20 protein-coding genes and 3 tRNA genes are annotated in these 23277 nt (G+C 66.9%); 20 read left to right on the top strand and 3 right to left on the bottom strand.

Features of this window, described 5'->3' with window-relative positions:
- Positions 1 to 343 precede the first annotated feature (343 nt).
- From OG246_RS04490 to OG246_RS04455, 8 genes are all read left to right on the top strand, one after another.
- Positions 344 to 416 (top strand) — tRNA-Thr (locus OG246_RS04490).
- Positions 417 to 462: 46 nt separating this feature from the next.
- A tRNA-Met gene (locus OG246_RS04485) sits at positions 463 to 535 on the top strand.
- A 91-nt stretch (positions 536 to 626) separates the two neighbouring features.
- Complete coding sequence (rpmG, locus tag OG246_RS04480; protein WP_004571794.1) at positions 627 to 791, top strand: 50S ribosomal protein L33; 165 nt, start codon at positions 627 to 629, stop codon at positions 789 to 791.
- 133 nt (positions 792 to 924) lie between these two features.
- Positions 925 to 1371, top strand: coding sequence for a MaoC family dehydratase N-terminal domain-containing protein (locus tag OG246_RS04475; RefSeq protein ID WP_266456114.1), 447 nt, complete (start codon positions 925 to 927; stop codon positions 1369 to 1371).
- 2 nt (positions 1372 to 1373) lie between these two features.
- On the top strand, positions 1374 to 1802 hold the full coding sequence (locus OG246_RS04470; protein WP_266456111.1) for a MaoC family dehydratase: 429 nt from the start codon (positions 1374 to 1376) through the stop codon (positions 1800 to 1802).
- 115 nt (positions 1803 to 1917) lie between these two features.
- Positions 1918 to 2517, top strand: coding sequence for a TetR/AcrR family transcriptional regulator (locus OG246_RS04465; RefSeq protein ID WP_266456108.1), 600 nt, complete (start codon positions 1918 to 1920; stop codon positions 2515 to 2517).
- A gap of 133 nt (positions 2518 to 2650) precedes the next feature.
- Positions 2651 to 4090: an MFS transporter gene (locus OG246_RS04460; RefSeq protein WP_266456105.1), complete on the top strand. Its 1440-nt coding sequence runs from the start codon at positions 2651 to 2653 to the stop codon at positions 4088 to 4090.
- 312 nt (positions 4091 to 4402) lie between these two features.
- A complete protein-coding gene (locus OG246_RS04455) occupies positions 4403 to 5398 on the top strand; it encodes a UDP-N-acetylmuramate dehydrogenase (RefSeq protein WP_266456102.1) in 996 nt (331 codons plus the stop codon).
- A gap of 73 nt (positions 5399 to 5471) precedes the next feature.
- Here the strand turns inward: OG246_RS04455 and OG246_RS04450 are convergent, their stop codons facing one another.
- A complete protein-coding gene (locus OG246_RS04450) occupies positions 5472 to 6104 on the bottom strand; it encodes an NAD(P)-dependent oxidoreductase (protein WP_266456099.1) in 633 nt (210 codons plus the stop codon).
- A gap of 126 nt (positions 6105 to 6230) precedes the next feature.
- On the opposite strand from OG246_RS04450, the gene OG246_RS04445 reads away from it, so the two are divergent.
- Positions 6231 to 6842, top strand: a complete 612-nt coding sequence (locus tag OG246_RS04445; RefSeq protein ID WP_266456096.1) for a TetR/AcrR family transcriptional regulator — start codon at positions 6231 to 6233, stop codon at positions 6840 to 6842.
- 16 nt (positions 6843 to 6858) lie between these two features.
- Positions 6859 to 7110, top strand: a complete 252-nt coding sequence (locus tag OG246_RS04440) for a hypothetical protein (RefSeq protein WP_266456093.1) — start codon at positions 6859 to 6861, stop codon at positions 7108 to 7110.
- On the opposite strand, the gene OG246_RS04435 is transcribed toward OG246_RS04440, so the two are convergent.
- Together OG246_RS04435 and OG246_RS04430 are read right to left on the bottom strand one after the other, a co-directional pair.
- Positions 7091 to 8119 (bottom strand): adenosine deaminase, encoded by a 1029-nt coding sequence (locus tag OG246_RS04435; protein ID WP_266456091.1) that lies wholly within the window; start codon positions 8117 to 8119, stop codon positions 7091 to 7093. The two genes, OG246_RS04440 and OG246_RS04435, sit on opposite strands and share 20 nt — an antisense overlap.
- 231 nt (positions 8120 to 8350) lie before the next feature.
- Positions 8351 to 9577, bottom strand: a complete 1227-nt coding sequence (locus OG246_RS04430) for a pyridoxal phosphate-dependent aminotransferase (RefSeq protein ID WP_266456089.1) — start codon at positions 9575 to 9577, stop codon at positions 8351 to 8353.
- A gap of 247 nt (positions 9578 to 9824) precedes the next feature.
- On the opposite strand from OG246_RS04430, the gene OG246_RS04425 reads away from it, so the two are divergent.
- The 10 genes from OG246_RS04425 to OG246_RS04380 all read left to right on the top strand — a co-directional run bounded on the left by OG246_RS04425 (position 9825) and on the right by OG246_RS04380 (position 23269).
- Positions 9825 to 9897 (top strand) — tRNA-Trp (locus OG246_RS04425).
- 107 nt (positions 9898 to 10004) lie between these two features.
- Positions 10005 to 10286, top strand: coding sequence for a preprotein translocase subunit SecE (gene secE, locus OG246_RS04420; RefSeq protein WP_266456088.1), 282 nt, complete (start codon positions 10005 to 10007; stop codon positions 10284 to 10286).
- 77 nt (positions 10287 to 10363) lie between these two features.
- Positions 10364 to 11245, top strand: coding sequence for a transcription termination/antitermination protein NusG (gene nusG / locus OG246_RS04415; RefSeq protein WP_266456086.1), 882 nt, complete (start codon positions 10364 to 10366; stop codon positions 11243 to 11245).
- A gap of 198 nt (positions 11246 to 11443) precedes the next feature.
- Positions 11444 to 11878, top strand: a complete 435-nt coding sequence (gene rplK, locus OG246_RS04410) for a 50S ribosomal protein L11 (RefSeq protein ID WP_030359033.1) — start codon at positions 11444 to 11446, stop codon at positions 11876 to 11878.
- Between the two features lie 94 nt (positions 11879 to 11972).
- Positions 11973 to 12698 carry a 50S ribosomal protein L1 gene (rplA, locus tag OG246_RS04405; RefSeq protein WP_266456084.1) on the top strand — a complete coding sequence of 242 codons (726 nt, stop codon included), beginning with the start codon at positions 11973 to 11975 and terminating at the stop codon, positions 12696 to 12698.
- A 179-nt stretch (positions 12699 to 12877) separates the two neighbouring features.
- Positions 12878 to 13798 (top strand): hypothetical protein, encoded by a 921-nt coding sequence (locus OG246_RS04400; RefSeq protein ID WP_266456082.1) that lies wholly within the window; start codon positions 12878 to 12880, stop codon positions 13796 to 13798.
- Between the two features lie 323 nt (positions 13799 to 14121).
- The gene (gene rplJ / locus OG246_RS04395) at positions 14122 to 14652 is read left to right on the top strand and encodes a 50S ribosomal protein L10 (protein ID WP_266456080.1); all 531 of its coding nucleotides are present in this window, start codon (positions 14122 to 14124) and stop codon (positions 14650 to 14652) included.
- Between the two features lie 110 nt (positions 14653 to 14762).
- Positions 14763 to 15146: a 50S ribosomal protein L7/L12 gene (gene rplL, locus OG246_RS04390; protein WP_266456079.1), complete on the top strand. Its 384-nt coding sequence runs from the start codon at positions 14763 to 14765 to the stop codon at positions 15144 to 15146.
- Positions 15147 to 15773: 627 nt separating this feature from the next.
- Positions 15774 to 19259: a DNA-directed RNA polymerase subunit beta gene (gene rpoB / locus OG246_RS04385; protein ID WP_266456078.1), complete on the top strand. Its 3486-nt coding sequence runs from the start codon at positions 15774 to 15776 to the stop codon at positions 19257 to 19259.
- 110 nt (positions 19260 to 19369) lie between these two features.
- Positions 19370 to 23269, top strand: a complete 3900-nt coding sequence (locus tag OG246_RS04380) for a DNA-directed RNA polymerase subunit beta' (protein WP_266456075.1) — start codon at positions 19370 to 19372, stop codon at positions 23267 to 23269.
- The last annotated feature ends 8 nt before the right edge of the window (positions 23270 to 23277 follow it).

Here is a 23277-nt window from a genome sequence, read left to right as displayed (position 1 = left end):
CCTGGGGCTCGGGGGCGGCTGCGGGGCGGGGCGACTGCGGGGAGTGAAGACACAAGATCACACAGCGTGAGCCGAGCCTAGGGCGGCGACCTGTCCGCATCGGGGAGGAGCGCAATAGTCGTACTGGTGTGGTCCGTCGGGGAGAATCCCGGTCCTCCGCCGGGGAGCGGAGGCCGAGGACACGGAAGGCGCGATGGGGTTCGACCACGGGGTCACGGCTGTGGTTCGCGGTGCGTGAGAGGGCCGTGGGAACGCCCGGGAATCGGTGGGGAACAGGCCGGGGCGGTTGCCGCGAAACGGATTTGGGCGATCGGCGGCCGACCGTGTAATGTCTTCATCGCTCGCCCCAATAGCTCAGTCGGTAGAGCGTCTCCATGGTAAGGAGAAGGTCTACGGTTCGATTCCGTATTGGGGCTCTGGTGTGGGAGGTTCCCGTCGCAAGGCGGGAGCCGATCGCATCTCAGCGGTGTAGCTCAGTCGGTAGAGCAAGCGGCTCATAATCGCTGTGTCACCGGTTCAAGTCCGGTCACCGCTACTGACAGTAGCCGATTGTGGGGTCGGTCCTTCGATCGGCTACTCTTTCATGCGTCAATAGTCCTACTTTCCGTTCGTCAAGGAGCACTCCTGTGGCTGCCACCGACGTCCGCCCCAAGATCACGCTGGCCTGCGTGGAGTGCAAGGAGCGGAACTACATCACCAAGAAGAACCGGCGTAACGACCCGGACCGACTGGAGATGAAGAAGCACTGCCCGCGTTGCAATGCGCACACTGCGCACCGCGAAACGCGATAAGTTTCAGGCTCGTACACGAGGCCGTCCCCTTCGCGGGGGGCGGCCTCGCGTCGTTGCATCTGCACATCTGTGCATCTGCCTTCGTTACACCCGCGTTCGATTCACCGGCTGAAAGCCAGGAGGTGCCGAGCCCATGGCGCTCGACCAGTCCTTCGTGGGGCGGTCCTATCCGCCCACCGACCCCTATGAGGTCGGGCGCGAGAAGATCCGCGAGTTCGCCGAGGCCGTGGGGGACACCCACCCGGCCTACACGGACCCGGAGGCCGCCAAGGCCCTCGGATACCCCGATGTGATCGCCCCGCCGACGTTCGTCTTCGCGATCTCCTTCAAGGCCGCGGGGCAGGTCATCGAGGATCCCCAACTGGGTCTCGACTACAGCCGCGTGGTGCATGGCGACCAGAAGTTCGCCTACAGCCGCCCGGTGCGCGCGGGGGACCGGCTCACGGTCACCTCGACCATCGAGGCGATCAAGTCCATGGCGGGCAACGACATCCTGGACATCCGCGGTGAGGTCCACGACGAGGCGGGCGAGCATGTGGTGACCGCGATCACCAAGCTCGTGGCGCGGGCGGAGGGCTGACCATGACGGCGAAGATCGCATACGACGACGTCGAGGTCGGCACCGAGCTGCCGGCCCAGTCCTTCCCCGTGACCCGGGCCACGCTGGTGCGGTACGCGGGTGCTTCCGGGGACTTCAACCCGATCCACTGGAACGAGAAGTTCGCGGTCGAGGTCGGCCTCCCCGACGTCATCGCCCACGGCATGTTCACCATGGCCGAGGCGATCCGCGTCGTCACGGACTGGGCCGGCGACCCGGGCGCGGTCGTCGAGTACGGCGTCCGCTTCACCAAGCCCGTCGTCGTCCCGAACGACGACAAGGGTGCGACCGTCGAGGTCAGCGCCAAGATCGGCGCCAAGCTCGACGACAACACCGTCCGCGTCGATCTCACCGCGACCAGCGCGGGCCAGAAGGTCCTGGGTATGTCACGAGCGGTTGTGCGACTGGCCTGAAGGTGTCGTGGGTGACCTAGGTGACTCAGGTAAGGGGCGTCCGCCATTGCGGACGCCCCTTACGCGTTGCGCCTACCTGTTGACGTAGTTAGTGATTGAGTACTAACTTACTTACATGGTCAGGATGAGCGCAGAAGAGAGGCGCGAGAGCGTCATCCGTGCGGCGATGAGCGAGTTCGCCCGCGGTGGCTACAGCGGCACCTCCACCGAGGCGATCGCCAAGCGTGTGGGTGTCTCACAGCCGTACCTCTTCCGGCTCTTCCCGGGCAAGAGGGCGATCTTCCTCGCGGCGGCCGAGCGCTGCATGGAGCTCTTCCGGCAGACGTTCGAGGAGGCCTCCAAGGGGTTGGAGGGCGAAGAGGCCCTGCACTCCATGGCCAACGCCTACACCCGGGTCATCGCGGAGGAGCCCGAGCGGCTGCTCATGCAGATGCAGACGTACGTGGCGGTGGCGGCGGCCGAGGAGGCCGGCGACCACGAACTCGGCGAGTTGGTACGGGACCGCTGGATGCGGCTCTGGGACGCCGCCCACATCCCGCTCGGGGCCGACGCGAACGAAACCACCACCTTCATGGCGTACGGAATGCTTATCAACTGCCTCGTGGCCATGGGTTTCCCGGCGGAGCACCGGGTCTGGGAAGGGCTCTACCCGTCGGCGCGGACCAAGGGGCGGCTCGAAGCCGATCCCCCTGAAGCCGCTCCTGGCGAAGGCTGAACAAGTAAGCCGGATGAAGAGGGCGGAGATCGGCGCCTCTTCATGCCCGTGAAAGTTAGTCAGCAATAACTAACCATCGTTGGTAACCGTCCAACCGTCCAACCGTCCACAGTGATCACCCTCTGGGGGAGCGATGTCACAGCAGACAGCACGTCGCGGGGGAGCCGTCTGGGCCCTCGTCATCACCAGCGTCGCCGGATTCATGGCGGCCCTCGACAACCTCGTCGTCACCACTGCCCTGCCCTCCATCCGCGAGGACCTCGGGGGAGGGCTGGACGACCTGGAATGGACCGTGAGCGCGTACACGCTCACCTTCGCCGTGCTGCTGATGTTCGGCGCGGCTCTCGGTGACCGGTTCGGCCGCCGACGGCTCTTCCTCGTCGGGCTCACCGTCTTCACCGGTGCGTCCGCCGCCGCGGCCATGGCGCCCGGCATCGACTCGCTGATCGCCGCCCGCGCGGTCCAGGGCGTCGGCGCGGCGATCATGATGCCGCTGACACTGACCCTGCTGACGGCCGCGGTCCCGGCGGCCAAGCGCGGGATGGCGTTCGGGATCTGGGGTGCCGTCAACGGACTCGCGGTCGCCTCCGGGCCCCTCATCGGCGGCAGCCTCACCGAACACGTGTCCTGGCACTGGATCTTCTGGCTGAACGTTCCGCTGGGTATCGCCCTGCTGCCGCTCGCCCGGCTGCGCCTCTCCGAGTCGTACGGCACCGGCGCCCCGCTCGACATCACCGGCACCGTGCTCGCCAGCGGTGGTCTCTTCGGAGTCGTGTACGCCCTGATCCGCGGCAACATCGACGGCTGGAGCAGCGCCCCCGTACTCACCGGCCTGATCGGGGGCGGCTTGCTCCTCGCCGGCTTCGTATGGCACGGGATCCGTGCCAAGAACCCGATGCTGCCGATGCGGCTCTTCCGCAGCCGTGCCTTCTCCGCGATCAACACCGCCAGCCTGCTGATGTTCGTCGGGATGTTCGGCTCGATCTTCCTGCTGAGCCAGTTCCTGCAGGGTGTCCTCGGTTACTCGCCGACCGAGGCGGGTCTGCGGATGCTCCCGTGGACGGGCATGCCGATGATCGTCGCGCCCATCGCCGGGTATCTGTCGGACCGGATCGGCGGACGCCCGGTGGTCACCGTGGGCCTCGCACTGCAGGCCGTAGGGCTCGGCTGGTTCGCCCTGGTCGTCTCGCCCGAGGTGTCGTACGCGGCCCAGTTGCCCGCCCTGATCATCAGCGGCATCGGCATGGGCCTGTACTTCGCCCCGTCCGCCGCCCTGGTGATGGCCAGCGTCCTCCCGTCCGAGCAGGGCATCGCCTCCGGCGCCAACAACGCCCTCCGCGAGGTCGGCGGCGCACTCGGGATAGCGGTCCTCGCCTCGGTCTTCTCCGCCCAGGGCGGCTACGAGTCCGCGCAGCGCTTCGCCGACGGCCTCTCGCCCGCACTGTGGGTGGGCGCCGTGGTGGTCGGCGCGGGTGCGGTGGCCGCGGCGCTGCTGCCCGGTCGGCCGGCGGTGACCGGGACTCCGGTGGCGGCCTCGGATCCGGCGCCCGCCCTGGAAACCGTCTCCCACTGAAGCTGCGCTTCTTCGCGCGGACGCCGAGCGAGGGACGCCAAGTTCCTCTCCTGGACGGCCACGGCCGACGAGCCGTCTCTCGACTGGGTGCAGGTGCTGCGGCGCTTCGACTGAGTCGCTCCTGATGTACGACACGGAAAGGCCCCGCGCGCTTGTGGCGGGGCCCTTTTCGCGCCCGCGCACCAGGAGAGCGCATTCTGCGGCTGTGCACCGGATCTGCGCACCCCGCGCCCCGGCGCCGAGCGTGCACTTTTTCCCGCCCGCGTGCACCGATGACCAGGCGCCCCCGCTCCTTCTCGTACTCTTGGGCCCGTGCAGGTACTCCACGACGCCCCGCTCGCCCCGCTGGTGATCGCCGCCGTTCGCGAGGCCGACGACGCCGGTACGCCGCTGCTGGTGATCGGTGGTGGATCCAACCTGGTCATCGGTGACAAGGGCTTCGCCGGGATCGCCCTGCGCATCGCGACGAACGGCTTCGAACTCGACGGCGGGAAGCTGGAGCTGGCGGCGGGCGAGGTGTGGACCGACGCGGTCGCCCGCACTGTCGAGGCGGGGCTCGCCGGCATCGAGTGCCTCGCGGGGATCCCCGGCTCCGCGGGCGCGACACCGATCCAGAACGTGGGCGCGTACGGACAGGAAGTGTCCTCGACGATCACCGAAGTGATCGCGTACGACCGGAAGACGCGTGAGACGGTCACGCTGACGAACGCCGACTGCGCCTTCTCGTACCGCCACAGCCGGTTCAAGGCCGACCCCGAGCGCCATGTCGTGCTGCGGGTCCGCTTCGCGCTGGAGGACGCGGAGGGGCTGAGCGCGCCGATCAAGTACGCCGAGACGGCTCGCGCGCTGGGTGTCGAGCCCGGTGACCGTGTGCCGCTCGAGAAGGCCCGGGAGACCGTGCTGAAGCTGCGTTCCGGCAAGGGCATGGTGCTCGATCCCGAGGACCACGACACCTGGTCGGCCGGGTCGTTCTTCACCAACCCGATCCTCACGGACGAGGAGTTCGCCGCGTTCCACGCGCGCGTGGAGGAGCGGCTCGGCTCCGCTGCCGCACCGCCCGCGTACCCGGCGGGCGACGGCCACACCAAGACCTCCGCGGCCTGGCTGATCGACAAGTCGGGCTTCACCAAGGGCTACGGCAGCGGGCCCGCCCGGATCTCCACCAAGCACACACTGGCCCTCACCAACCGGGGCGAGGCCACCACCGAGGATCTCCTCGCGCTGGCCCGAGAGGTCGTCGCCGGAGTACGCGACGCGTTCGGGATCACGCTGGTCAACGAGCCGGTGACGGTCGGCGTGGAGCTCTAGTACGAGCCCTGGTGCTCTGGTGCGAGCCCCGGTGCGTCCAGTACGAGCCCTGGTGTGAACCCTCGTCCGGGTCCTAGTAGGCGACTCCGACGCCCTGCTTCACCGTTCCCGGGTCGTCCGTCATCGCCAGCATCGCGTGAGCCACATCGGCGCGTGAGATGAACCTGCCCTTGAGCGGGAAGCCCCCGACAACCGTCCGGTACGAACCGGTCAGCGGCTTGTCCTGGAGGCGGGGCGGGCGTACGGCCGTCCAGTCCGTCGCGCTGCTGGCCAGCTCGTCCTCCATCTCCCTGAGGTCGGCGTAGACGTCCTTCAGGATCCCCGAGATCACACTCCGCATGGCGCGGTCGACGAGCGTGGCGCCCTCGGGATCGGGACCGATCGGACTCGCGCTCACCACGAGCAGCCTCCGTACCGCCTCCGCCTCCATGGCGGCCAGCACCCTGCGGGTCAGCTTCGCCGTGACCCCGGCGTCCTTGCGGCTGCGGGCGCCGAGGCCGGAGAGGACCGCGTCCCGGCCCGCGACCGCGGGGCGCAGCGCCTCCGGGTCGGTGAGGTCGGCGCGGAACACCTCCAGGTCCGCGCCGGTGACGGTGAACCGTGCGGGATCCCGCACGACGGCCGTGACCTGATGGCCCGATGCCAGGGCCTGCCGGACGATCTCCTGCCCGATGCCCCCGGTGGCACCGAAAACGGTGAGCTTCATGACGTGCTCTCCTCAGATGGAACGTCGGTGGGTGAGTATTCACCCACCACTGCTTACCCCTAGAGTGAGTAAGCACTCACCCACCCGTCAAGTCTGATTGGCTCCTCCATGGAATCCTTGGGCCCCATGCAGCAGAAACCGGCTCGGATCCGTCTCCTCGACGCGGCGCACGAGCTCATGCTCACCGTCGGCCTCGCCCGCACCACCACCAAGGAGATCGCCAAGGCGGCGGGCTGCTCCGAAGCGGCGCTCTACAAGTACTTCGCGAGCAAGGAAGAGCTCTTCATCCGCGTCCTGGAGGAGCGCCTCCCCACGCTGGGCCCCCTCCTGGGCAGACTCACGGCCGAGCCGGGGGAGCACACCGTCGAGGAGAACCTCACGGAGATCGCCCGCCAGGCCGCCCTCTTCTATGAGCAGAGTTTCCCGATAGCCGCCTCCTTGTACGCGGAGAAGCAGCTCAAGCGGCGCCACGAGGAGGCCATGCGGGCGATGGGAGCGGGCCCGCACATGCCCATCCGAGGGGTCGCCGAGTACCTGCGCGCGGAACAGAAGGCGGGTCGCATCCACCTCTGCGCCGACACCTTCGCGGCCGCGTCCCTGCTCCTCGGCGCCTGCGCCCAGCGCGCCTTCGCCTACGACATGACGGAGGACGGCAAGCCCCCGCCCCTGGACACCTTCGCCCCGGCACTGGCCCGCACGCTCCTACGCGGTATCTCCGTTGCCCAAGGCCCTTACTGACCCGCACGCTTGCCCCATGAGGCACCCCATATGCGGCTTCGTCCCCACCGCGTACGCCGTCCCCGCCTTTGCCGACACCGCGTCCGCCCTCGCCTACGCGGCAGGCTGGGGGCCGCGTGAGAGGCGCGTCGTCAAAGGGCGCTCAGCGCTGATCACCGCGATCGGCGGCCTGAAAGCGGACCGTGGCGGCAGCTGGCGCGGGCCCGAGGTTCTCATCTGCTTCAAGGCGTATCCGCCGTACCCGCACTTCAGGCGACCGGGCCGCTGAGCCACTCGTCGACTCCGGACAGCAGCTTTTCCCGTACGTCCTCAGGGGCGGCCGAAGCGCGGATGGACTGCCTTGCCAGTTCGGCCAGCTCGGGGTCCGTGAAGTCGTGGTACCGGCGGGCGATCTCGTACTGGGCTGCCAGCCGGGACCCGAAGAGCAGTGGGTCGTCGGCGCCGAGGGCCATGGGGACCCCGGCTTCGAAGAGTGTGCGCAGGGGGACGTCCTCCGGCTTCTCGTAGACGCCCAGGGCGACGTTCGAGGCCGGGCAGACCTCGCAGGTCACCCCGCGGTCCGCGAGGCGTTTCATCAGCCGGGGGTCCTCCGCGGCGCGCACCCCGTGGCCGATCCGCGAGGCGTGCAGGTCGTCCAGGCAGTCGCGGACCGAGGCCGGCCCGGTCAGCTCGCCGCCGTGCGGCGCGGCCAGCAGACCGCCCTCACGCGCGATCTCGAAGGCCCGGTCGAAGTCCCGCGCCATGCCCCGCCGCTCGTCGTTCGAGAGCCCGAAACCGACGATGCCCCGGTCCGCGTACCGCACGGCCAGGCGGGCCAGCGTACGAGCGTCCAGCGGGTGCTTCATACGGTTCGCCGCCACCAGGACGCGCATCCCGAGCCCCGTCTCGCGCGAGGCCGAGTCCACCGCGTCCAGGATGACTTCGAGGGCTGGGATCAGACCGCCGAGGCGCGGGGCGTACGACGTCGGGTCGACCTGGATCTCCAGCCACCCGGAGCCGTCCTTCACGTCCTCCTCGGCGGCCTCGCGCACCAGCCGCCGGATGTCCTCGGGCTCTCTGAGGCACGACCGCGCCGCGTCGTACAGCCGCTGGAACCGGAACCAGCCCCGCTCGTCGGTAGCCCGCAGCTTCGGCGGCTCCCCGCTGGTCAGTGCGTCGGGCAGCCGTACGCCGTACTTGTCGGCCAGCTCCAGCAGGGTCGTGGACCGCATCGACCCGGTGAAGTGCAGGTGCAGATGGGCCTTCGGCAACTGTCCGATATCACGAACCACACCCATCAACGCTCCGTAATCGCTAGGCTCTGCTCCGTACCGGAAGGTGCCGGGCAGGGCTTGTCCGTCATGAGGCCGTCACACGGCCGAGTGAGAAGCCCCCTCGGGGGAGGAGTCACCCCAGGATCTTGCCGTAGAAATCCTGGACCAGGCAGCCGAGTTCACCGAACGAGCGCGTGCCTGAACGCACAAGCGGGCCCCCGGTCCGACCGGAGGCCCGCTTGTGCGTCGTACACGTCAGTCCGTGGCCTCGGCCAGCAGCTTCTGGATGCGCGAGACGCCCTCGATGAGGTCCTCGTCACCCAGCGCGTACGACAGACGCAGGTATCCCGGTGTGCCGAAGGCCTCACCCGGGACCACCGCGACCTCGGCTTCCTCCAGGATGAGCGCGGCCAGCTCGACCGTGTCCTGGGGGCGCTTGCCGCGGATCTCCTTGCCGATGAGGGCCTTCACCGAGGGGTACGCGTAGAAGGCGCCCTCCGGCTCGGGGCAGAGTACGCCGTCGATCTCGTTGAGCATGCGCACGATGGTCTTGCGGCGGCGGTCGAAGGCCTCGCGCATCTTCGCGACGGCCGTCAGGTCGCCGGAGACGGCGGCGAGCGCGGCGACCTGGGCCACGTTCGAGACGTTCGAGGTGGCGTGCGACTGGAGGTTGGTCGCGGCCTTGATGACGTCCTTGGGGCCGATGACCCAGCCCACCCGCCAGCCGGTCATGGCGTACGTCTTGGCGACGCCGTTCACGACGATGCACTTGTCGCGCAGCTCGGGCACCACGACGGGCAGGGAGTGGAACTCGGCGTCCCCGTAGACCAGGTGCTCGTAGATCTCGTCGGTCAGGACCCACAGGCCCTTCTCGGCGGCCCAGCGGCCGATCTCCTCGATCTGCTCGCGGGTGTAGACCGCGCCCGTCGGGTTGGACGGAGAGACGAAGAGCAGCACCTTGGTGTTCTCGGTGCGGGCCGCCTCCAGCTGCTCGACCGAGACGCGGTAGCCGGTGGTCTCGTCGGCGACGACGTCGACCGGGACGCCGCCGGCGAGGCGGATCGACTCCGGGTACGTCGTCCAGTACGGCGCCGGGACGATGACCTCGTCGCCCGGGTCGAGGATCGCGGCGAAGGCCTCGTAGATGGCCTGCTTGCCGCCGTTGGTGACCAGGACCTGGGTGGCCTCCACCTCGTAGCCGGAGTCGCGCAGCGTCTTGGCGGCGATCGCGGCCTTCAGCTCGGGCAGTCCGCCGGCCGGGGTGTAGCGGTGGTACTTCGGGTTCGAGCAGGCCTCGATGGCGGCCTGGACGATGTAGTCCGGGGTCGGGAAGTCCGGTTCACCGGCGCCGAAGCCGATCACCGGACGCCCCGCGGCCTTGAGGGCCTTGGCCTTGGCGTCCACGGCGAGGGTGGCGGACTCGGAGATCGCGCCGACTCGGGCGGAGACGCGGCGCTCGGTGGGAGGGGTTGCAGGGCTCATGGCCCCATCGTTTCAGACCGGAAACCTCCCCGGCACGCGGGTTTCACAGACTGAACAGCGACTGAACAACCGTCCGGATCGAGGCGGTGGGCTGGACGATCTTCCGGGATCAAAGCCCGTACGGACACTTTCTGTTCGACGACCGGCCCCGGAGCACGTACACTCATCCCTCGTTGGCCTTCACCGGCCGCACTCACCCGGTGCACACCGAGCACTCGGGCGGATGCGGTACGTTGGGGGAAATCAAAGGGTCGTAGCTCAATTGGTAGAGCACTGGTCTCCAAAACCAGCGGTTGGGGGTTCAAGTCCCTCCGGCCCTGCTACACAATCCTTCGCCAGGATGTGTGCGCATGTACGTACTGCAATGCACCGCCGTGCGGCCTGGCCGGGCACGGCGTAGCCACGACCCGGAATCAGGTGAGGACGAGTGACGGACGCCGTGGGCTCCATCGACATGCCTGATGCCGAGGCACCGGAGTCCAATAAGAAGACTCGCAAGGGCGGCAAGCGTGGCAAGAAGGGCCCTCTGAGGCGCCTTGCCACCTTCTACCGCCAGATCGTCGCGGAACTCCGCAAGGTCGTCTGGCCGACGCGCAATCAGCTGACGACGTACACCTCAGTGGTAATTGTCTTCGTCGTCATCATGATCGCTCTGGTGACCGTGATTGACTATGGACTCGACCACGCCGCCAAGTACGTATTTGGCTGAGCCAAACGCGAAGGGCGCCGACACCGGCGCCCCTTTCGTGTGTTCCACCCCCATGTATCCAGGAAGAAGCAGCCACCGTGTCTGACCCGAACCTGAACGACGCCATCGAGTCGGTCGAGTCCGTTGAGGACGAGCTCGACATCGTGGAGGGCGCGGACACCGAGGACCCGGACGAGGTCGAGGCTGCCGACGCCACCGCGGGCGAGCCCGCCGAAGAGGCGGCCCTGCACGTCGAGGACGAGTCCGGTACGGACGTCGAGTCCGTCGAGGACGACGACGTTTCGGACGAGGACCTCGCTGTCGAGGACGACGAGGCCGAGGCCGAAGAAGAGCCCGAGCCCGTCGACCCCGTCACCGCCCTGCGCGAGGAGCTCCGTGCCCTCCCCGGCGAGTGGTACGTCATCCACACGTACGCCGGTTACGAGAACCGCGTGAAGACCAACCTCGAACAGCGTGCCGTCTCGCTGAACGTGGAGGACTTCATCTTCCAGGCCGAGGTGCCGCAGGAAGAGGTCGCGCAGATCAAGAACGGCGAGCGCAAGACCGTCCGGCAGAACAAGCTCCCCGGCTACGTGCTGGTGCGCATGGACCTGACGAACGAGTCCTGGGGCGTCGTCCGCAACACCCCCGGCGTCACCGGCTTCGTGGGCAACGCCTACGACCCGTACCCGCTGACCCTGGACGAGATCGTCAAGATGCTCGCCCCGGAGGCCGAGGAGAAGGCCGCCCGTGAGGCAGCCGAGGCCGAGGGCAGGCCAGCTCCGGCCCGCAAGCTCGAGGTCCAGGTGCTGGACTTCGAGGTCGGCGACTCGGTCACCGTCACCGACGGCCCGTTCGCCACGCTCCAGGCGACCATCAACGAGATCAACGCCGACTCGAAGAAGGTCAAGGGCCTCGTCGAGATCTTCGGCCGCGAGACTCCGGTCGAGCTTTCCTTCGACCAGATCCAGAAGAACTAGCACCTTCTGGACGTACGTCTTCCGAACAGGTCAGACGGGCTCGCAGCCTGTCTGACCTGCTCGGTTTTTAGCCGCGCATGGATACCCGTTATCGTTGTGCGGTATGCCTCCATCCGGGTCAGAGTCATGGGTTCGGTTGAAGGCAGTCGTCCGAGCGTGTCTCGGGCGTAGGTAGGCGAAAACGAAAGAGGACCCGGAATGCCTCCCAAGAAGAAGAAGGTCACGGGGCTTATCAAGCTCCAGATCCAGGCCGGCGCCGCCAACCCGGCTCCGCCGGTCGGCCCCGCGCTGGGTCAGCACGGCGTCAACATCATGGAGTTCTGCAAGGCCTACAACGCCGCGACCGAGTCGCAGCGTGGCTGGGTGATCCCGGTGGAGATCACGGTCTACGAAGACCGCTCCTTCACCTTCATCACCAAGACTCCGCCGGCCGCCAAGATGATCCTCAAGGCCGCGGGTGTCGAGAAGGGCTCCGGCGAGCCGCACAAGACCAAGGTCGCCAAGATCACCCAGGCGCAGGTCCGTGAGATCGCCACGACCAAGATGCCCGACCTGAACGCCAACGACCTGGACGCCGCGTCGAAGATCATCGCCGGCACCGCCCGTTCCATGGGCATCACGGTCGAGGGCTGACACCCACCTTCGTAGGAACCATGCGGCCTCGGCCGCACGTGGCAGGGCCTGCTCGGTCCGCACCACGACTCCTCAGAACACATCAGGAGAAGCAGTGAGCAAGCGCAGCAAGTCTCTCCGCGCTGCGGACGCCAAGATCGACCGGGAGAAGTTCTACGCCCCGCTCGAGGCCGTCCGTCTCGCCAAGGAGACCTCCACCTCGAAGTTCGACGGCACTGTCGAGGTCGCCTTCCGTCTGGGTGTCGACCCGCGCAAGGCCGACCAGATGGTCCGTGGCACCGTGAACCTCCCGCACGGCACCGGTAAGACCGCCCGGGTCCTGGTCTTCGCGACCGGTGACCGTGCCGAGGCCGCACTCGCCGCGGGCGCCGACATCGTCGGCTCCGACGAGCTCATCGACGAGGTGTCGAAGGGCCGTCTGGACTTCGACGCCGTCGTCGCCACCCCGGACCTCATGGGCAAGGTCGGCCGCCTCGGCCGAGTCCTCGGCCCGCGTGGTCTGATGCCGAACCCGAAGACCGGCACCGTGACCCCGGACGTGGCCAAGGCCGTGACCGAGATCAAGGGCGGCAAGATCGAGTTCCGCGTCGACAAGCACTCGAACCTGCACTTCATCATCGGCAAGACCTCGTTCGACGAGACCCAGCTGGTGGAGAACTACGGCGCCGCGCTGGACGAGATCCTTCGTCTGAAGCCGTCGGCCGCCAAGGGTCGCTACATCAAGAAGGCCACGATCAGCACCACGATCGGCCCCGGCATTCAGCTCGACTCGAACCGCACCCGCAACCTCCTCGTCGAGGAGGACCCGGCCGCCGTCTGAGCCTCCCGCTCACCCCGGTGACCGCGTCGCGTACGTGTATCTGAGACGGGCCCCGCACCTTTCGAGGTGCGGGGCCCGTCCGCATTCGTGGGCAACAAATCCTGATACGGGTGTCAGTGGGCTGCAGTAGCGTGCGGAGCACAGAATTCGCATAGGGGATTCGCATAGGGGTGGGACGAATGATGAGCACGACTGTGCGCCGCGTGACCCTGTCGCTCGCGCTGACGGGTGTGCTGGCGGGGATGGCCGCCTGCAGTTCCCCGGACTCCTCCGGCGGCTCCGACGGCCGAGACGCCTCCGGCAGGGACGACAAGGCGGTGCACAAGGGCACGGCGCACATAAGCTCCATAACCGCCCTGCGCTCCGCCGAGAAGTCCACGGACGGCGCCGATTCGGCCAGAGTCGAGTCCACGACGACCATGGGCACGATGATGTCCATGACGGCGGACGGCGCCCTGGGATGGGCCGACGGCCTCACGGGCAACCTGACGATCACGTACACCGGCGGCACGATGGCCGACACGATGCGTCAGACGGGCAGCACCACCATGCAGGCCCGCTATCTGCCCGACGCCTACTACGCGAAGATGGGCGACGCGTTCGCCGAGCAGGCGGGCGGCAAGCACTGGATCAGGTACGCGTACGACGACCTGGCGGAGCTCGGCGGCAGCTCGGGCGCCTATCTGCAGGACCAGATGCAGAACACCACGCCGAACCAGTCCGTGAAGCTCCTGCTCGCCTCCGGTGACGTGAAGAAGGTCGGCGAGGAGACCGTCCGCGGCGAGCGGACCACGCACTACTCGGGCACGGTGGACGTCGCGGACCTCGCCACCGACAACTCCAGCCTCACCGAAAGCCAGCTCGCCGACCTGAAGAAGCAGCTCACCCAGGCCGGCGTCACCACGGAGACGGTCGACATCTGGGTCAACGGCGACGACCTGCTGGTCAAGAAGGTCGAGAAGGGCGAGCTGACGACCGGCTCGATGTCCTCGACGGCGTACTACAGCGACTACGGGGTGGAGGTCTCCACCCAGAAGCCCCCGGCGAGTGACACCGCCGACTTCAAGGAGCTGCTGAAGGCGCAGGGTGCGACCTCCTGAGCCCCGGATTCGGGCAGCCCAGGAGGGCTGAGCCGCCCGCAGGGGTTTGGACCGTTCGGGCGGATTTGCTTGACGGCGATCCGGTCGCGTACTCTCCCAGAGAAGCCAAAGACCGCTGGTCGTTGCCGTGTGCTCGTAAGAGGGCGCGGTGACCGAAGGATCCGCTGAAACTGCGGACGACCCGCGTAGGTGACTGTGGACATGCTCCCGGAACTCCGTCAAGGAATTCCGGTCGAGCTACGCCCCGTGCGCCTGCGCCGGGGCGTTTCGTTTTCCTCAGCCCCTTCTGAGCGGTCCTCATCACCCGGAAGGAGGCCACGCTTATGGCAAGGCCCGACAAGGCTGCCGCGGTAGCCGAGCTCGCGGACCAGTTCCGTAGCTCGAACGCCGCTGTGCTGACCGAGTACCGGGGTCTCACCGTGGCGCAGCTCAAGACGCTGCGTCGTTCGCTCGGTGAAGACGCCCAGTACGCCGTGGTGAAGAACACGCTGACCAAGATCGCGGCCAACGAGGCCGGGATCTCTACGCTCGACGACCTGTTCAACGGTCCGACGGCGGTCGCCTTCATCACCGGTGACCCGGTGACGTCGGCGAAGGGTCTTCGTGACTTCGCCAAGGACAACCCCAACCTCGTCATCAAGGGCGGTGTCCTTGACGGCAAGGCGCTGTCCGCCGACGAGATCAAGAAGCTTGCGGACCTCGAGTCCCGCGAGGTTCTGCTCGCCAAGCTGGCGGGCGCCATGAAGGGCAAGCAGACTCAGGCTGCGCAGCTCTTCCAGGCGCTTCCGTCGAAGTTCGTCCGCACTGCGGAGGCGCTTCGCGTCAAGCTCGAAGAGCAGGGCGGTGCCGAGTAATTCGGCTCGCGCATTGACCGCCGCTTGAGGCGACGGTCGCAGCGGGCCGAACGTACGCCCGCCTCACCAGTACATACCGGCACCTGCCGAATGAGTGGAAGGACGCCATCATGGCGAAGCTGTCCCAGGAAGAGCTGCTCGCGCAGTTCGAGAACCTCACCCTCATCGAGCTCTCCGAGTTCGTGAAGGCCTTCGAGGAGAAGTTCGACGTCACCGCCGCCGCCGCGGTCGCCGTTGCCGGCCCCGCCGGCCCGGGCGCCGTTGCCGAGGTCGCTGAGGAGCAGGACGAGTTCGACGTCATCCTCACGGGTGCCGGCGAGAAGAAGATCCAGGTCATCAAGGTCGTGCGTGAGCTGACCTCGCTGGGTCTGAAGGAGGCCAAGGACCTCGTCGACGGCGCTCCGAAGCCGGTCCTCGAGAAGGTCACCAAGGAGGCCGCCGAGAAGGCTGCCGAGTCCCTCAAGGGCGCCGGCGCCGGCGTCGAGGTCAAGTAACACCTCGCGGGTCCGTACCGGACTCCAGCGGGCTGACAAAGCCGCTCGCGTAGCGCTGTAACGCTGACGCACCGAAGAGCGATCACCCAACTGGGTGGTCGCTCTTCGGCGTTCCTGGGGGTCGGGCGGCGGCTGCCTTGCGCGGGTGGTCGCGACGAGTAAGGTGATCTTCGTTGTGCCTCCGGCCGCCCCTGTGACGGGCTGTACGACGGCTGCACGTGACTATCGCGGCACTCGGTTTGGGCTTGGGGGGCCTTGACGAACCGCACGCAGCGCGCAATTCTCAGGACGCGTCGTCACAACGATCCGGATCCGAGGCATGGATCGGTGGCGAAGAGGGCAGTATCGATGTGCATTGAGGGCGTGGCTTGCAGCAGGGGTTGAGAACAACGAGGGTCTTCAAAAACCCGCACTGGACATCAGTGGGCCTTGTGGCTACACTGACCCTTTGCGCTGCCTGTTAGCTGCCTCCTGCCCGTCACCAGGGGCATACCCGTGTATGAACACCGACGATTGGAACGTCCCTGACCAGGCCTTCTTTGGCTGAATCGGGAACGCCTCTGTCTCTGTGTCCGACATGGGACCGGTACGCGCGTAGTGAGTCCGAGCCCTCGGAAGGACCCCCTCTTGGCCGCCTCGCGCACTGCCTCGACCGCGAATACGAACAACGGCGCCAGCACCGCCCCGCTGCGCATCTCCTTTGCAAAGATCAAGGAGCCCCTCGAGGTTCCGAACCTTCTTGCGCTGCAGACCGAGAGCTTCGACTGGCTGCTCGGCAACGCTGCGTGGAAGGCTCGTGTCGAGGCGGCTCTGGACAGTGGACAGGATGTCCCCACCAAGTCCGGTCTGGAGGAGATCTTCGAGGAGATCTCCCCGATCGAGGACTTCTCCGGGTCGATGTCCTTGACGTTCCGCGACCACCGCTTCGAGCCTCCCAAGAACTCGATCGACGAGTGCAAGGACCGTGACTTCACGTACTCCGCGCCGCTCTTCGTGACCGCCGAGTTCACCAACAACGAGACCGGCGAGATCAAGTCCCAGACGGTCTTCATGGGCGACTTCCCGCTCATGACCAACAAGGGCACCTTCGTCATCAACGGCACCGAGCGTGTCGTGGTGTCCCAGCTGGTCCGCTCGCCGGGTGTCTACTTCGACTCCTCCATCGACAAGACGTCCGACAAGGACATCTTTTCCACGAAGGTCATCCCGTCCCGGGGTGCCTGGCTGGAGATGGAGATCGACAAGCGCGACATGGTCGGTGTCCGTATCGACCGCAAGCGCAAGCAGTCCGTCACCGTTCTCCTGAAGGCTCTCGGTTGGACGACCGAGCAGATCCTCGAGGAGTTCGGCGAGTACGAGTCCATGCGCGCCACCCTGGAGAAGGACCACACTCAGGGCCAGGACGACGCGCTGCTCGACATCTACCGCAAGCTGCGTCCGGGCGAGCCGCCGACGCGTGAGGCCGCGCAGACCCTGCTCGAGAACCTCTACTTCAACCCGAAGCGCTACGACCTCGCGAAGGTCGGCCGCTACAAGGTGAACAAGAAGCTCGGCAGCGAAGCGCCGCTGGACGCCGGGATCCTGACCGTCGAGGACATCATCTCGTCGATCAAGTACCTGGTGAAGCTGCACGCCGGTGAGACCGAGACCGTCGGCCCCAACGGCGCCTCGATCGTCGTCGAGACCGACGACATCGACCACTTCGGCAACCGTCGTCTGCGCAACGTCGGCGAGCTCATCCAGAACCAGGTCCGTACGGGTCTGGCTCGTATGGAGCGCGTCGTCCGTGAGCGCATGACGACTCAGGACGTCGAGGCGATCACGCCGCAGACCCTGATCAACATCCGGCCGGTCGTCGCCTCCATCAAGGAGTTCTTCGGCACCAGCCAGCTGTCGCAGTTCATGGACCAGAACAACCCGCTGTCGGGTCTCACCCACAAGCGCCGTCTGTCGGCGCTTGGCCCGGGTGGTCTCTCCCGTGAGCGGGCCGGCTTCGAGGTCCGTGACGTGCACCCGTCGCACTACGGCCGCATGTGCCCGATCGAGACCCCTGAAGGCCCGAACATCGGCCTGATCGGCTCGCTCGCCTCGTACGGCCGGGTCAACGCGTTCGGTTTCGTCGAGACCCCGTACCGCAAGGTCGTCAACGGCACCGTCACCGACGATGTCGACTACCTGACCGCCGACGAAGAGGATCGCTTCGTCATCGCCCAGGCCAACGCCGGCCTGTCCGACGACATGCGTTTCACCGAGTCCCGCGTGCTCGTCCGTCGTCGTGGCGGCGAGATCGACTACATCGCCGGTGACGACGTCGACTACATGGACGTCTCGCCGCGCCAGATGGTGTCGGTCGCGACCGCGATGATCCCGTTCCTCGAGCACGACGACGCCAACCGTGCCCTCATGGGCGCGAACATGATGCGTCAGGCCGTGCCGCTCATCAAGTCCGAGGCGCCGCTGGTCGGCACCGGCATGGAGTACCGCTGTGCGGTCGACGCCGGTGACGTACTGAAGTCGGAGAAGGACGGTGTGGTCCAGGAGGTCTCCGCGGACTACGTCACCACCGCCAACGACGACGGCACGTACACCACGTACCGCCTGCACAAGTTCTCCCGCTCGAACCAGGGCACGTCCGTCAACCAGAAGGTTGTCGTGGACGAGGGCGCCCGGGTCGTCACCGGTCAGGTTCTGGCCGACGGTCCGGCGACCGAGAACGGCGAGATGGCGCTCGGCAAGAACCTGCTCGTGGCGTTCATGCCGTGGGAGGGTCACAACTACGAGGACGCGATCATCCTGTCGCAGCGCCTCGTGCAGGACGACGTCCTCTCCTCGATCCACATCGAGGAGCACGAGGTCGACGCCCGTGACACCAAGCTCGGCCCCGAGGAGATCACCCGGGACATCCCGAACGTCTCCGAGGAGGTCCTCGCCGACCTCGACGAGCGCGGCATCATCCGTATCGGTGCCGAGGTCGTCGCCGGTGACATCCTCGTCGGCAAGGTCACGCCCAAGGGTGAGACCGAGCTGACCCCCGAGGAGCGTCTGCTCCGCGCGATCTTCGGTGAGAAGGCGCGCGAGGTGCGCGACACCTCGCTGAAGGTGCCGCACGGCGAGATCGGCAAGGTCATCGGTGTCCGCGTCTTCGACCGTGAAGAGGGCGACGAGCTGCCGCCGGGCGTGAACCAGCTGGTTCGTGTCTACGTGGCGCAGAAGCGCAAGATCACGGACGGTGACAAGCTCGCCGGCCGCCACGGCAACAAGGGTGTTATCTCCAAGATCCTGCCGATCGAGGACATGCCGTTCCTGGAGGACGGCACCCCGGTCGACATCATCCTCAACCCCCTCGGTGTCCCGTCCCGAATGAACCCGGGACAGGTCCTGGAGATCCACCTCGGCTGGCTCGCCAGCCGCGGCTGGGACGTCTCCGGGCTCGGCGAGGACTGGGCGCAGCGCCTCCAGGCCATCGGGGCCGACCAGGTCGTCCCGGGCACCAACGTCGCCACCCCCGTCTTCGACGGTGCGCGTGAGGACGAGCTCGCGGGTCTGCTGCAGCACACGATCCCGAACCGCGACGGATCGCGCATGGTGCTCCCGACCGGTAAGGCACCGCTGTTCGACGGCCGCTCCGGCGAGCCGTTCCCGGAGCCGGTCTCGGTCGGCTACATGTACATCCTGAAGCTCCACCACCTGGTCGACGACAAGCTGCACGCTCGTTCGACCGGTCCGTACTCGATGATCACCCAGCAGCCGCTGGGTGGTAAGGCCCAGTTCGGTGGCCAGCGCTTCGGTGAGATGGAGGTGTGGGCGCTTGAGGCTTATGGCGCCGCTTACGCCCTCCAGGAGCTGCTGACCATCAAGTCCGACGACGTCACCGGCCGCGTGAAGGTCTACGAGGCCATCGTCAAGGGCGAGAACATCCCCGAGCCCGGCATCCCCGAGTCCTTCAAGGTGCTCATCAAGGAGATGCAGTCCCTGTGCCTCAACGTGGAGGTGCTGTCCTCGGACGGCATGTCCATCGAGATGCGCGACACCGACGAGGACGTCTTCCGCGCAGCGGAGGAGCTTGGCATCGACCTGTCCCGGCGCGAGCCGAGCAGCGTCGAAGAGGTCTGACGGGAGTCCGGTACGGGGGCTCAGCGATGAAAATCCATGAGCCCCCGGCCGGCCCCAGGACCCCCGTTTCAGACCCCATGACTTACAACCCTGAGAGGGATTGACGCATAGTGCTCGACGTCAACTTCTTCGATGAGCTCCGGATCGGTCTGGCCACCGCTGACGACATCCGTCAGTGGAGCCACGGCGAGGTCAAGAAGCCAGAGACCATCAACTACCGCACCCTCAAGCCCGAGAAGGACGGACTCTTCTGCGAGAAGATCTTCGGTCCGACCCGGGACTGGGAGTGCTACTGCGGTAAGTACAAGCGTGTCCGCTTCAAGGGCATCATCTGCGAGCGCTGCGGCGTCGAGGTCACTCGCGCCAAGGTGCGTCGTGAGCGGATGGGCCACATCGAACTGGCCGCGCCCGTTACCCACATCTGGTACTTCAAGGGCGTCCCGTCGCGCCTCGGCTACCTGCTCGACCTCGCCCCGAAGGACCTCGAGAAGGTCATCTACTTCGCGGCGTACATGATCACGTACGTCGATGACGAGCGTCGCACCCGCGACCTGCCCTCGCTGGAGGCGCACGTCTCCGTCGAGCGTCAGCAGGTCGAGAACCGTCGCGACTCCGACCTGGAGGCCCGCGCCAAGAAGCTCGAGACCGACCTGGCCGAGCTCGAGGCCGAGGGCGCCAAGGCCGACGTACGCCGCAAGGTGCGCGAAGGTGCCGAGCGTGAGATGAAGCAGCTGCGTGACCGTGCGCAGCGCGAGATCGACCGTCTCGACGAGGTGTGGACCCGGTTCAAGAACCTCAAGGTCCAGGACCTCGAGGGCGACGAGCTCCTCTACCGCGAGCTGCGTGACCGCTTCGGCACGTACTTCGACGGCTCGATGGGTGCCGCGGCGCTGCAGAAGCGCCTGGAGTCCTTCGACCTGGACGAAGAGGCCGAGCGGCTTCGCGAGATCATCCGTACCGGCAAGGGCCAGAAGAAGACCCGTGCGCTGAAGCGGCTGAAGGTCGTGTCTGCCTTCCTGCAGACCTCCAACAGCCCCAAGGGCATGGTCCTCGACTGCGTGCCGGTCATCCCGCCGGACCTGCGTCCGATGGTGCAGCTGGACGGTGGCCGCTTCGCGACCTCCGACCTGAACGACCTGTACCGCCGCGTGATCAACCGCAACAACCGTCTGAAGCGACTCCTTGACCTCGGCGCCCCCGAGATCATCGTGAACAACGAGAAGCGCATGCTTCAGGAGGCCGTCGACGCGCTGTTCGACAACGGTCGTCGTGGCCGTCCGGTCACCGGTCCGGGTAACCGCCCGCTGAAGTCCCTGAGCGACATGCTCAAGGGCAAGCAGGGTCGTTTCCGTCAGAACCTGCTCGGCAAGCGTGTGGACTACTCCGCGCGTTCCGTGATCGTCGTCGGTCCGCAGCTGAAGCTGCACCAGTGTGGTCTTCCCAAGGCCATGGCACTGGAGCTCTTCAAGCCGTTCGTGATGAAGCGCCTGGTCGACCTGAACCACGCGCAGAACATCAAGAGCGCCAAGCGGATGGTCGAGCGCGGCCGCACGGTCGTGTACGACGTCCTGGAAGAGGTCATCGCCGAGCACCCGGTTCTGCTGAACCGTGCGCCGACGCTGCACCGCCTCGGCATCCAGGCCTTCGAGCCGCAGCTGGTCGAGGGCAAGGCCATCCAGATCCACCCGCTCGTCTGCACCGCGTTCAACGCGGACTTCGACGGTGACCAGATGGCGGTGCACCTGCCGCTCTCCGCGGAGGCGCAGGCCGAGGCCCGCATCCTGATGCTGTCCTCGAACAACATCCTGAAGCCGGCCGACGGTCGTCCCGTCACCATGCCGACCCAGGACATGGTTCTTGGTCTGTTCTTCCTCACCACCGACGGTGAGCTGCGTGACGTCAAGGGCGAGGGCCGGTCCTTCGGCTCCACGGCCGAGGCGATCATGGCGTTCGACAACGGCGAGCTCGCGCTCCAGTCGGCCGTCGACATCCGCTTCCCGGTGGGCACCATCCCGCCGCGTGGCTGGGTGCCGCCGGTACGCGAAGAGGGCGAGCCGGAGTGGCAGCAGGGTGACACCTTCCGCCTCCGTACGACTCTGGGCCGCGCGCTCTTCAACGAGCTGCTGCCCGAGGACTACCCGTTCGTCGACTACTCGGTGGGCAAGAAGCAGCTCTCCGAGATCGTCAACGACCTCGCCGAGCGCTACCCCAAGGTCATCGTGGCGGCGACGCTCGACAACCTGAAGGCGGCCGGCTTCTTCTGGGCGACCCGCTCCGGCGTCACCGTGGCCATCTCCGACATCGTCGTTCCTGAGGCGAAGGTCGAGATCGTCAAGGGTTACGAGGCGCAGGACGAGAAGGTCCAGAAGCAGTACGAGCGCGGTCTGATCACCAAGGACGAGCGCACGCAGGAGCTCATCGCGATCTGGACCAAGGCGACCAACGAGGTTGCCGAGGCGATGAACGCGAACTTCCCCAAGACGAACCCCATCTTCATGATGGTTGACTCGGGTGCCCGAGGAAACATGATGCAGATGCGTCAGATCGCCGGTATGCGTGGTCTGGTGTCGAACGCGAAGAACGAGACCATCCCGCGTCCGATCAAGGCCTCGTTCCGTGAGGGCCTGTCCGTCCTCGAGTACTTCATCTCCACGCACGGTGCCCGTAAGGGTCTGGCCGACACCGCCCTGCGTACCGCCGACTCGGGTTACCTGACCCGTCGTCTGGTGGACGTGTCGCAGGACGTCATCATCCGCGAGGAGGACTGCGGCACCGACCGTGGCCTCAAGCTGAAGATCGCGGAGCGCGGCGCGGACGGCGTGCTGCGCATGGCGGAGAACGTCGAGACCAGCGTGTACGCACGTGCGCTGGCCGAGGACATCGTCGTCGACGGTGTGGTGCTGGCCCCGGCCAACACCGACCTGGGTGACGTCCTCATCGCCGAGGTCGTCAAGCACGGCATCGAGGAGGTCAAGACCCGCTCGGTCCTGACCTGCGAGTCCGCCGTCGGTACCTGCGCCATGTGCTACGGCCGTTCGCTGGCCACCGGCAAGCTGGTCGACATCGGTGAGGCGGTCGGCATCATCGCCGCCCAGTCCATCGGTGAGCCCGGCACGCAGCTGACGATGCGTACCTTCCACACCGGTGGTGTGGCCGGTGACGACATCACCCAGGGTCTGCCCCGTGTCGTCGAGCTCTTCGAGGCTCGTACGCCCAAGGGTGTCGCCCCGATCTCGGAGGCGGCCGGCCGCATCCGTATCGAGGAGACCGAGAAGACCAAGAAGATCGTCGTCACCCCGGACGACGGCAGCGACGAGACGGCGTTCCCGATCTCGAAGCGTGCCAAGGTCATGGTGCGTGAGGGTGACCACGTCGAGGTCGGCCAGAAGCTGACCTTCGGTGCCACCAACCCGCACGACGTGCTGCGGATCCTCGGTCAGCGCGCGGTCCAGGTCCACCTGGTCGGCGAAGTCCAGAAGGTCTACAACTCGCAGGGTGTGTCGATCCACGACAAGCACATCGAGATCATCATCCGGCAGATGCTGCGCCGTGTGACGATCATCGAGTCGGGCGACGCGGAGCTGCTGCCCGGCGAGCTGGTCGAGCGTTCGAAGTTCGAGACCGAGAACCGTCGTGTGGTCCAGGAAGGCGGCCACCCGGCCTCCGGCCGTCCGCAGCTGATGGGTATCACCAAGGCCTCGCTCGCCACCGAGTCGTGGCTGTCGGCGGCGTCCTTCCAGGAGACGACCAGGGTTCTGACGGACGCGGCGATCAACGCCAAGTCCGACTCCCTGATCGGCCTCAAGGAGAACGTCATCATCGGTAAGCTCATCCCGGCCGGTACGGGTCTGTCCCGCTACCGCAACATCCGGGTCGAGCCGACCGAGGAAGCCAAGGCCGCGATGTACTCGGCCGTCGGCTACGACGACATCGACTACTCGCCGTTCGGCACGGGCTCCGGCCAGGCCGTTCCGCTGGAGGACTACGACTACGGTCCGTACAACCAGTAAGGCGTACG

The organism is Streptomyces sp. NBC_00620 (assembly GCF_026341825.1).
Lineage (GTDB): Bacteria > Actinomycetota > Actinomycetes > Streptomycetales > Streptomycetaceae > Streptomyces.
Note: the sequence above shows the minus strand (reverse complement) of the source record. Positions and strands in the feature narration are given on the sequence as shown.

What these genes read in the sequence shown, in the direction of transcription:
- OG246_RS04475 (WP_266456114.1), top strand. Translation starts at nt 925, where the DNA reads ATGGCGCTCGACCAGTCCTTCGTGGGGCGGTCCTATCCGCCCACCGAC.
- OG246_RS04470 (WP_266456111.1), top strand. Translation starts at nt 1,374, where the DNA reads ATGACGGCGAAGATCGCATACGACGACGTCGAGGTCGGCACCGAGCTG.
- OG246_RS04465 (WP_266456108.1), top strand. Translation starts at nt 1,918, where the DNA reads ATGGTCAGGATGAGCGCAGAAGAGAGGCGCGAGAGCGTCATCCGTGCG.
- OG246_RS04460 (WP_266456105.1), top strand. Translation starts at nt 2,651, where the DNA reads ATGTCACAGCAGACAGCACGTCGCGGGGGAGCCGTCTGGGCCCTCGTC.
- OG246_RS04450 (WP_266456099.1), bottom strand. Translation starts at nt 6,104, where the DNA reads ATGAAGCTCACCGTTTTCGGTGCCACCGGGGGCATCGGGCAGGAGATC.
- OG246_RS04445 (WP_266456096.1), top strand. Translation starts at nt 6,231, where the DNA reads ATGCAGCAGAAACCGGCTCGGATCCGTCTCCTCGACGCGGCGCACGAG.
- OG246_RS04440 (WP_266456093.1), top strand. Translation starts at nt 6,859, where the DNA reads ATGAGGCACCCCATATGCGGCTTCGTCCCCACCGCGTACGCCGTCCCC.
- OG246_RS04435 (WP_266456091.1), bottom strand. Translation starts at nt 8,119, where the DNA reads ATGGGTGTGGTTCGTGATATCGGACAGTTGCCGAAGGCCCATCTGCAC.
- OG246_RS04430 (WP_266456089.1), bottom strand. Translation starts at nt 9,577, where the DNA reads ATGAGCCCTGCAACCCCTCCCACCGAGCGCCGCGTCTCCGCCCGAGTC.
- rplK (WP_030359033.1), top strand. Translation starts at nt 11,444, where the DNA reads ATGCCTCCCAAGAAGAAGAAGGTCACGGGGCTTATCAAGCTCCAGATC.
- OG246_RS04400 (WP_266456082.1), top strand. Translation starts at nt 12,878, where the DNA reads ATGATGAGCACGACTGTGCGCCGCGTGACCCTGTCGCTCGCGCTGACG.
- rplJ (WP_266456080.1), top strand. Translation starts at nt 14,122, where the DNA reads ATGGCAAGGCCCGACAAGGCTGCCGCGGTAGCCGAGCTCGCGGACCAG.
- rplL (WP_266456079.1), top strand. Translation starts at nt 14,763, where the DNA reads ATGGCGAAGCTGTCCCAGGAAGAGCTGCTCGCGCAGTTCGAGAACCTC.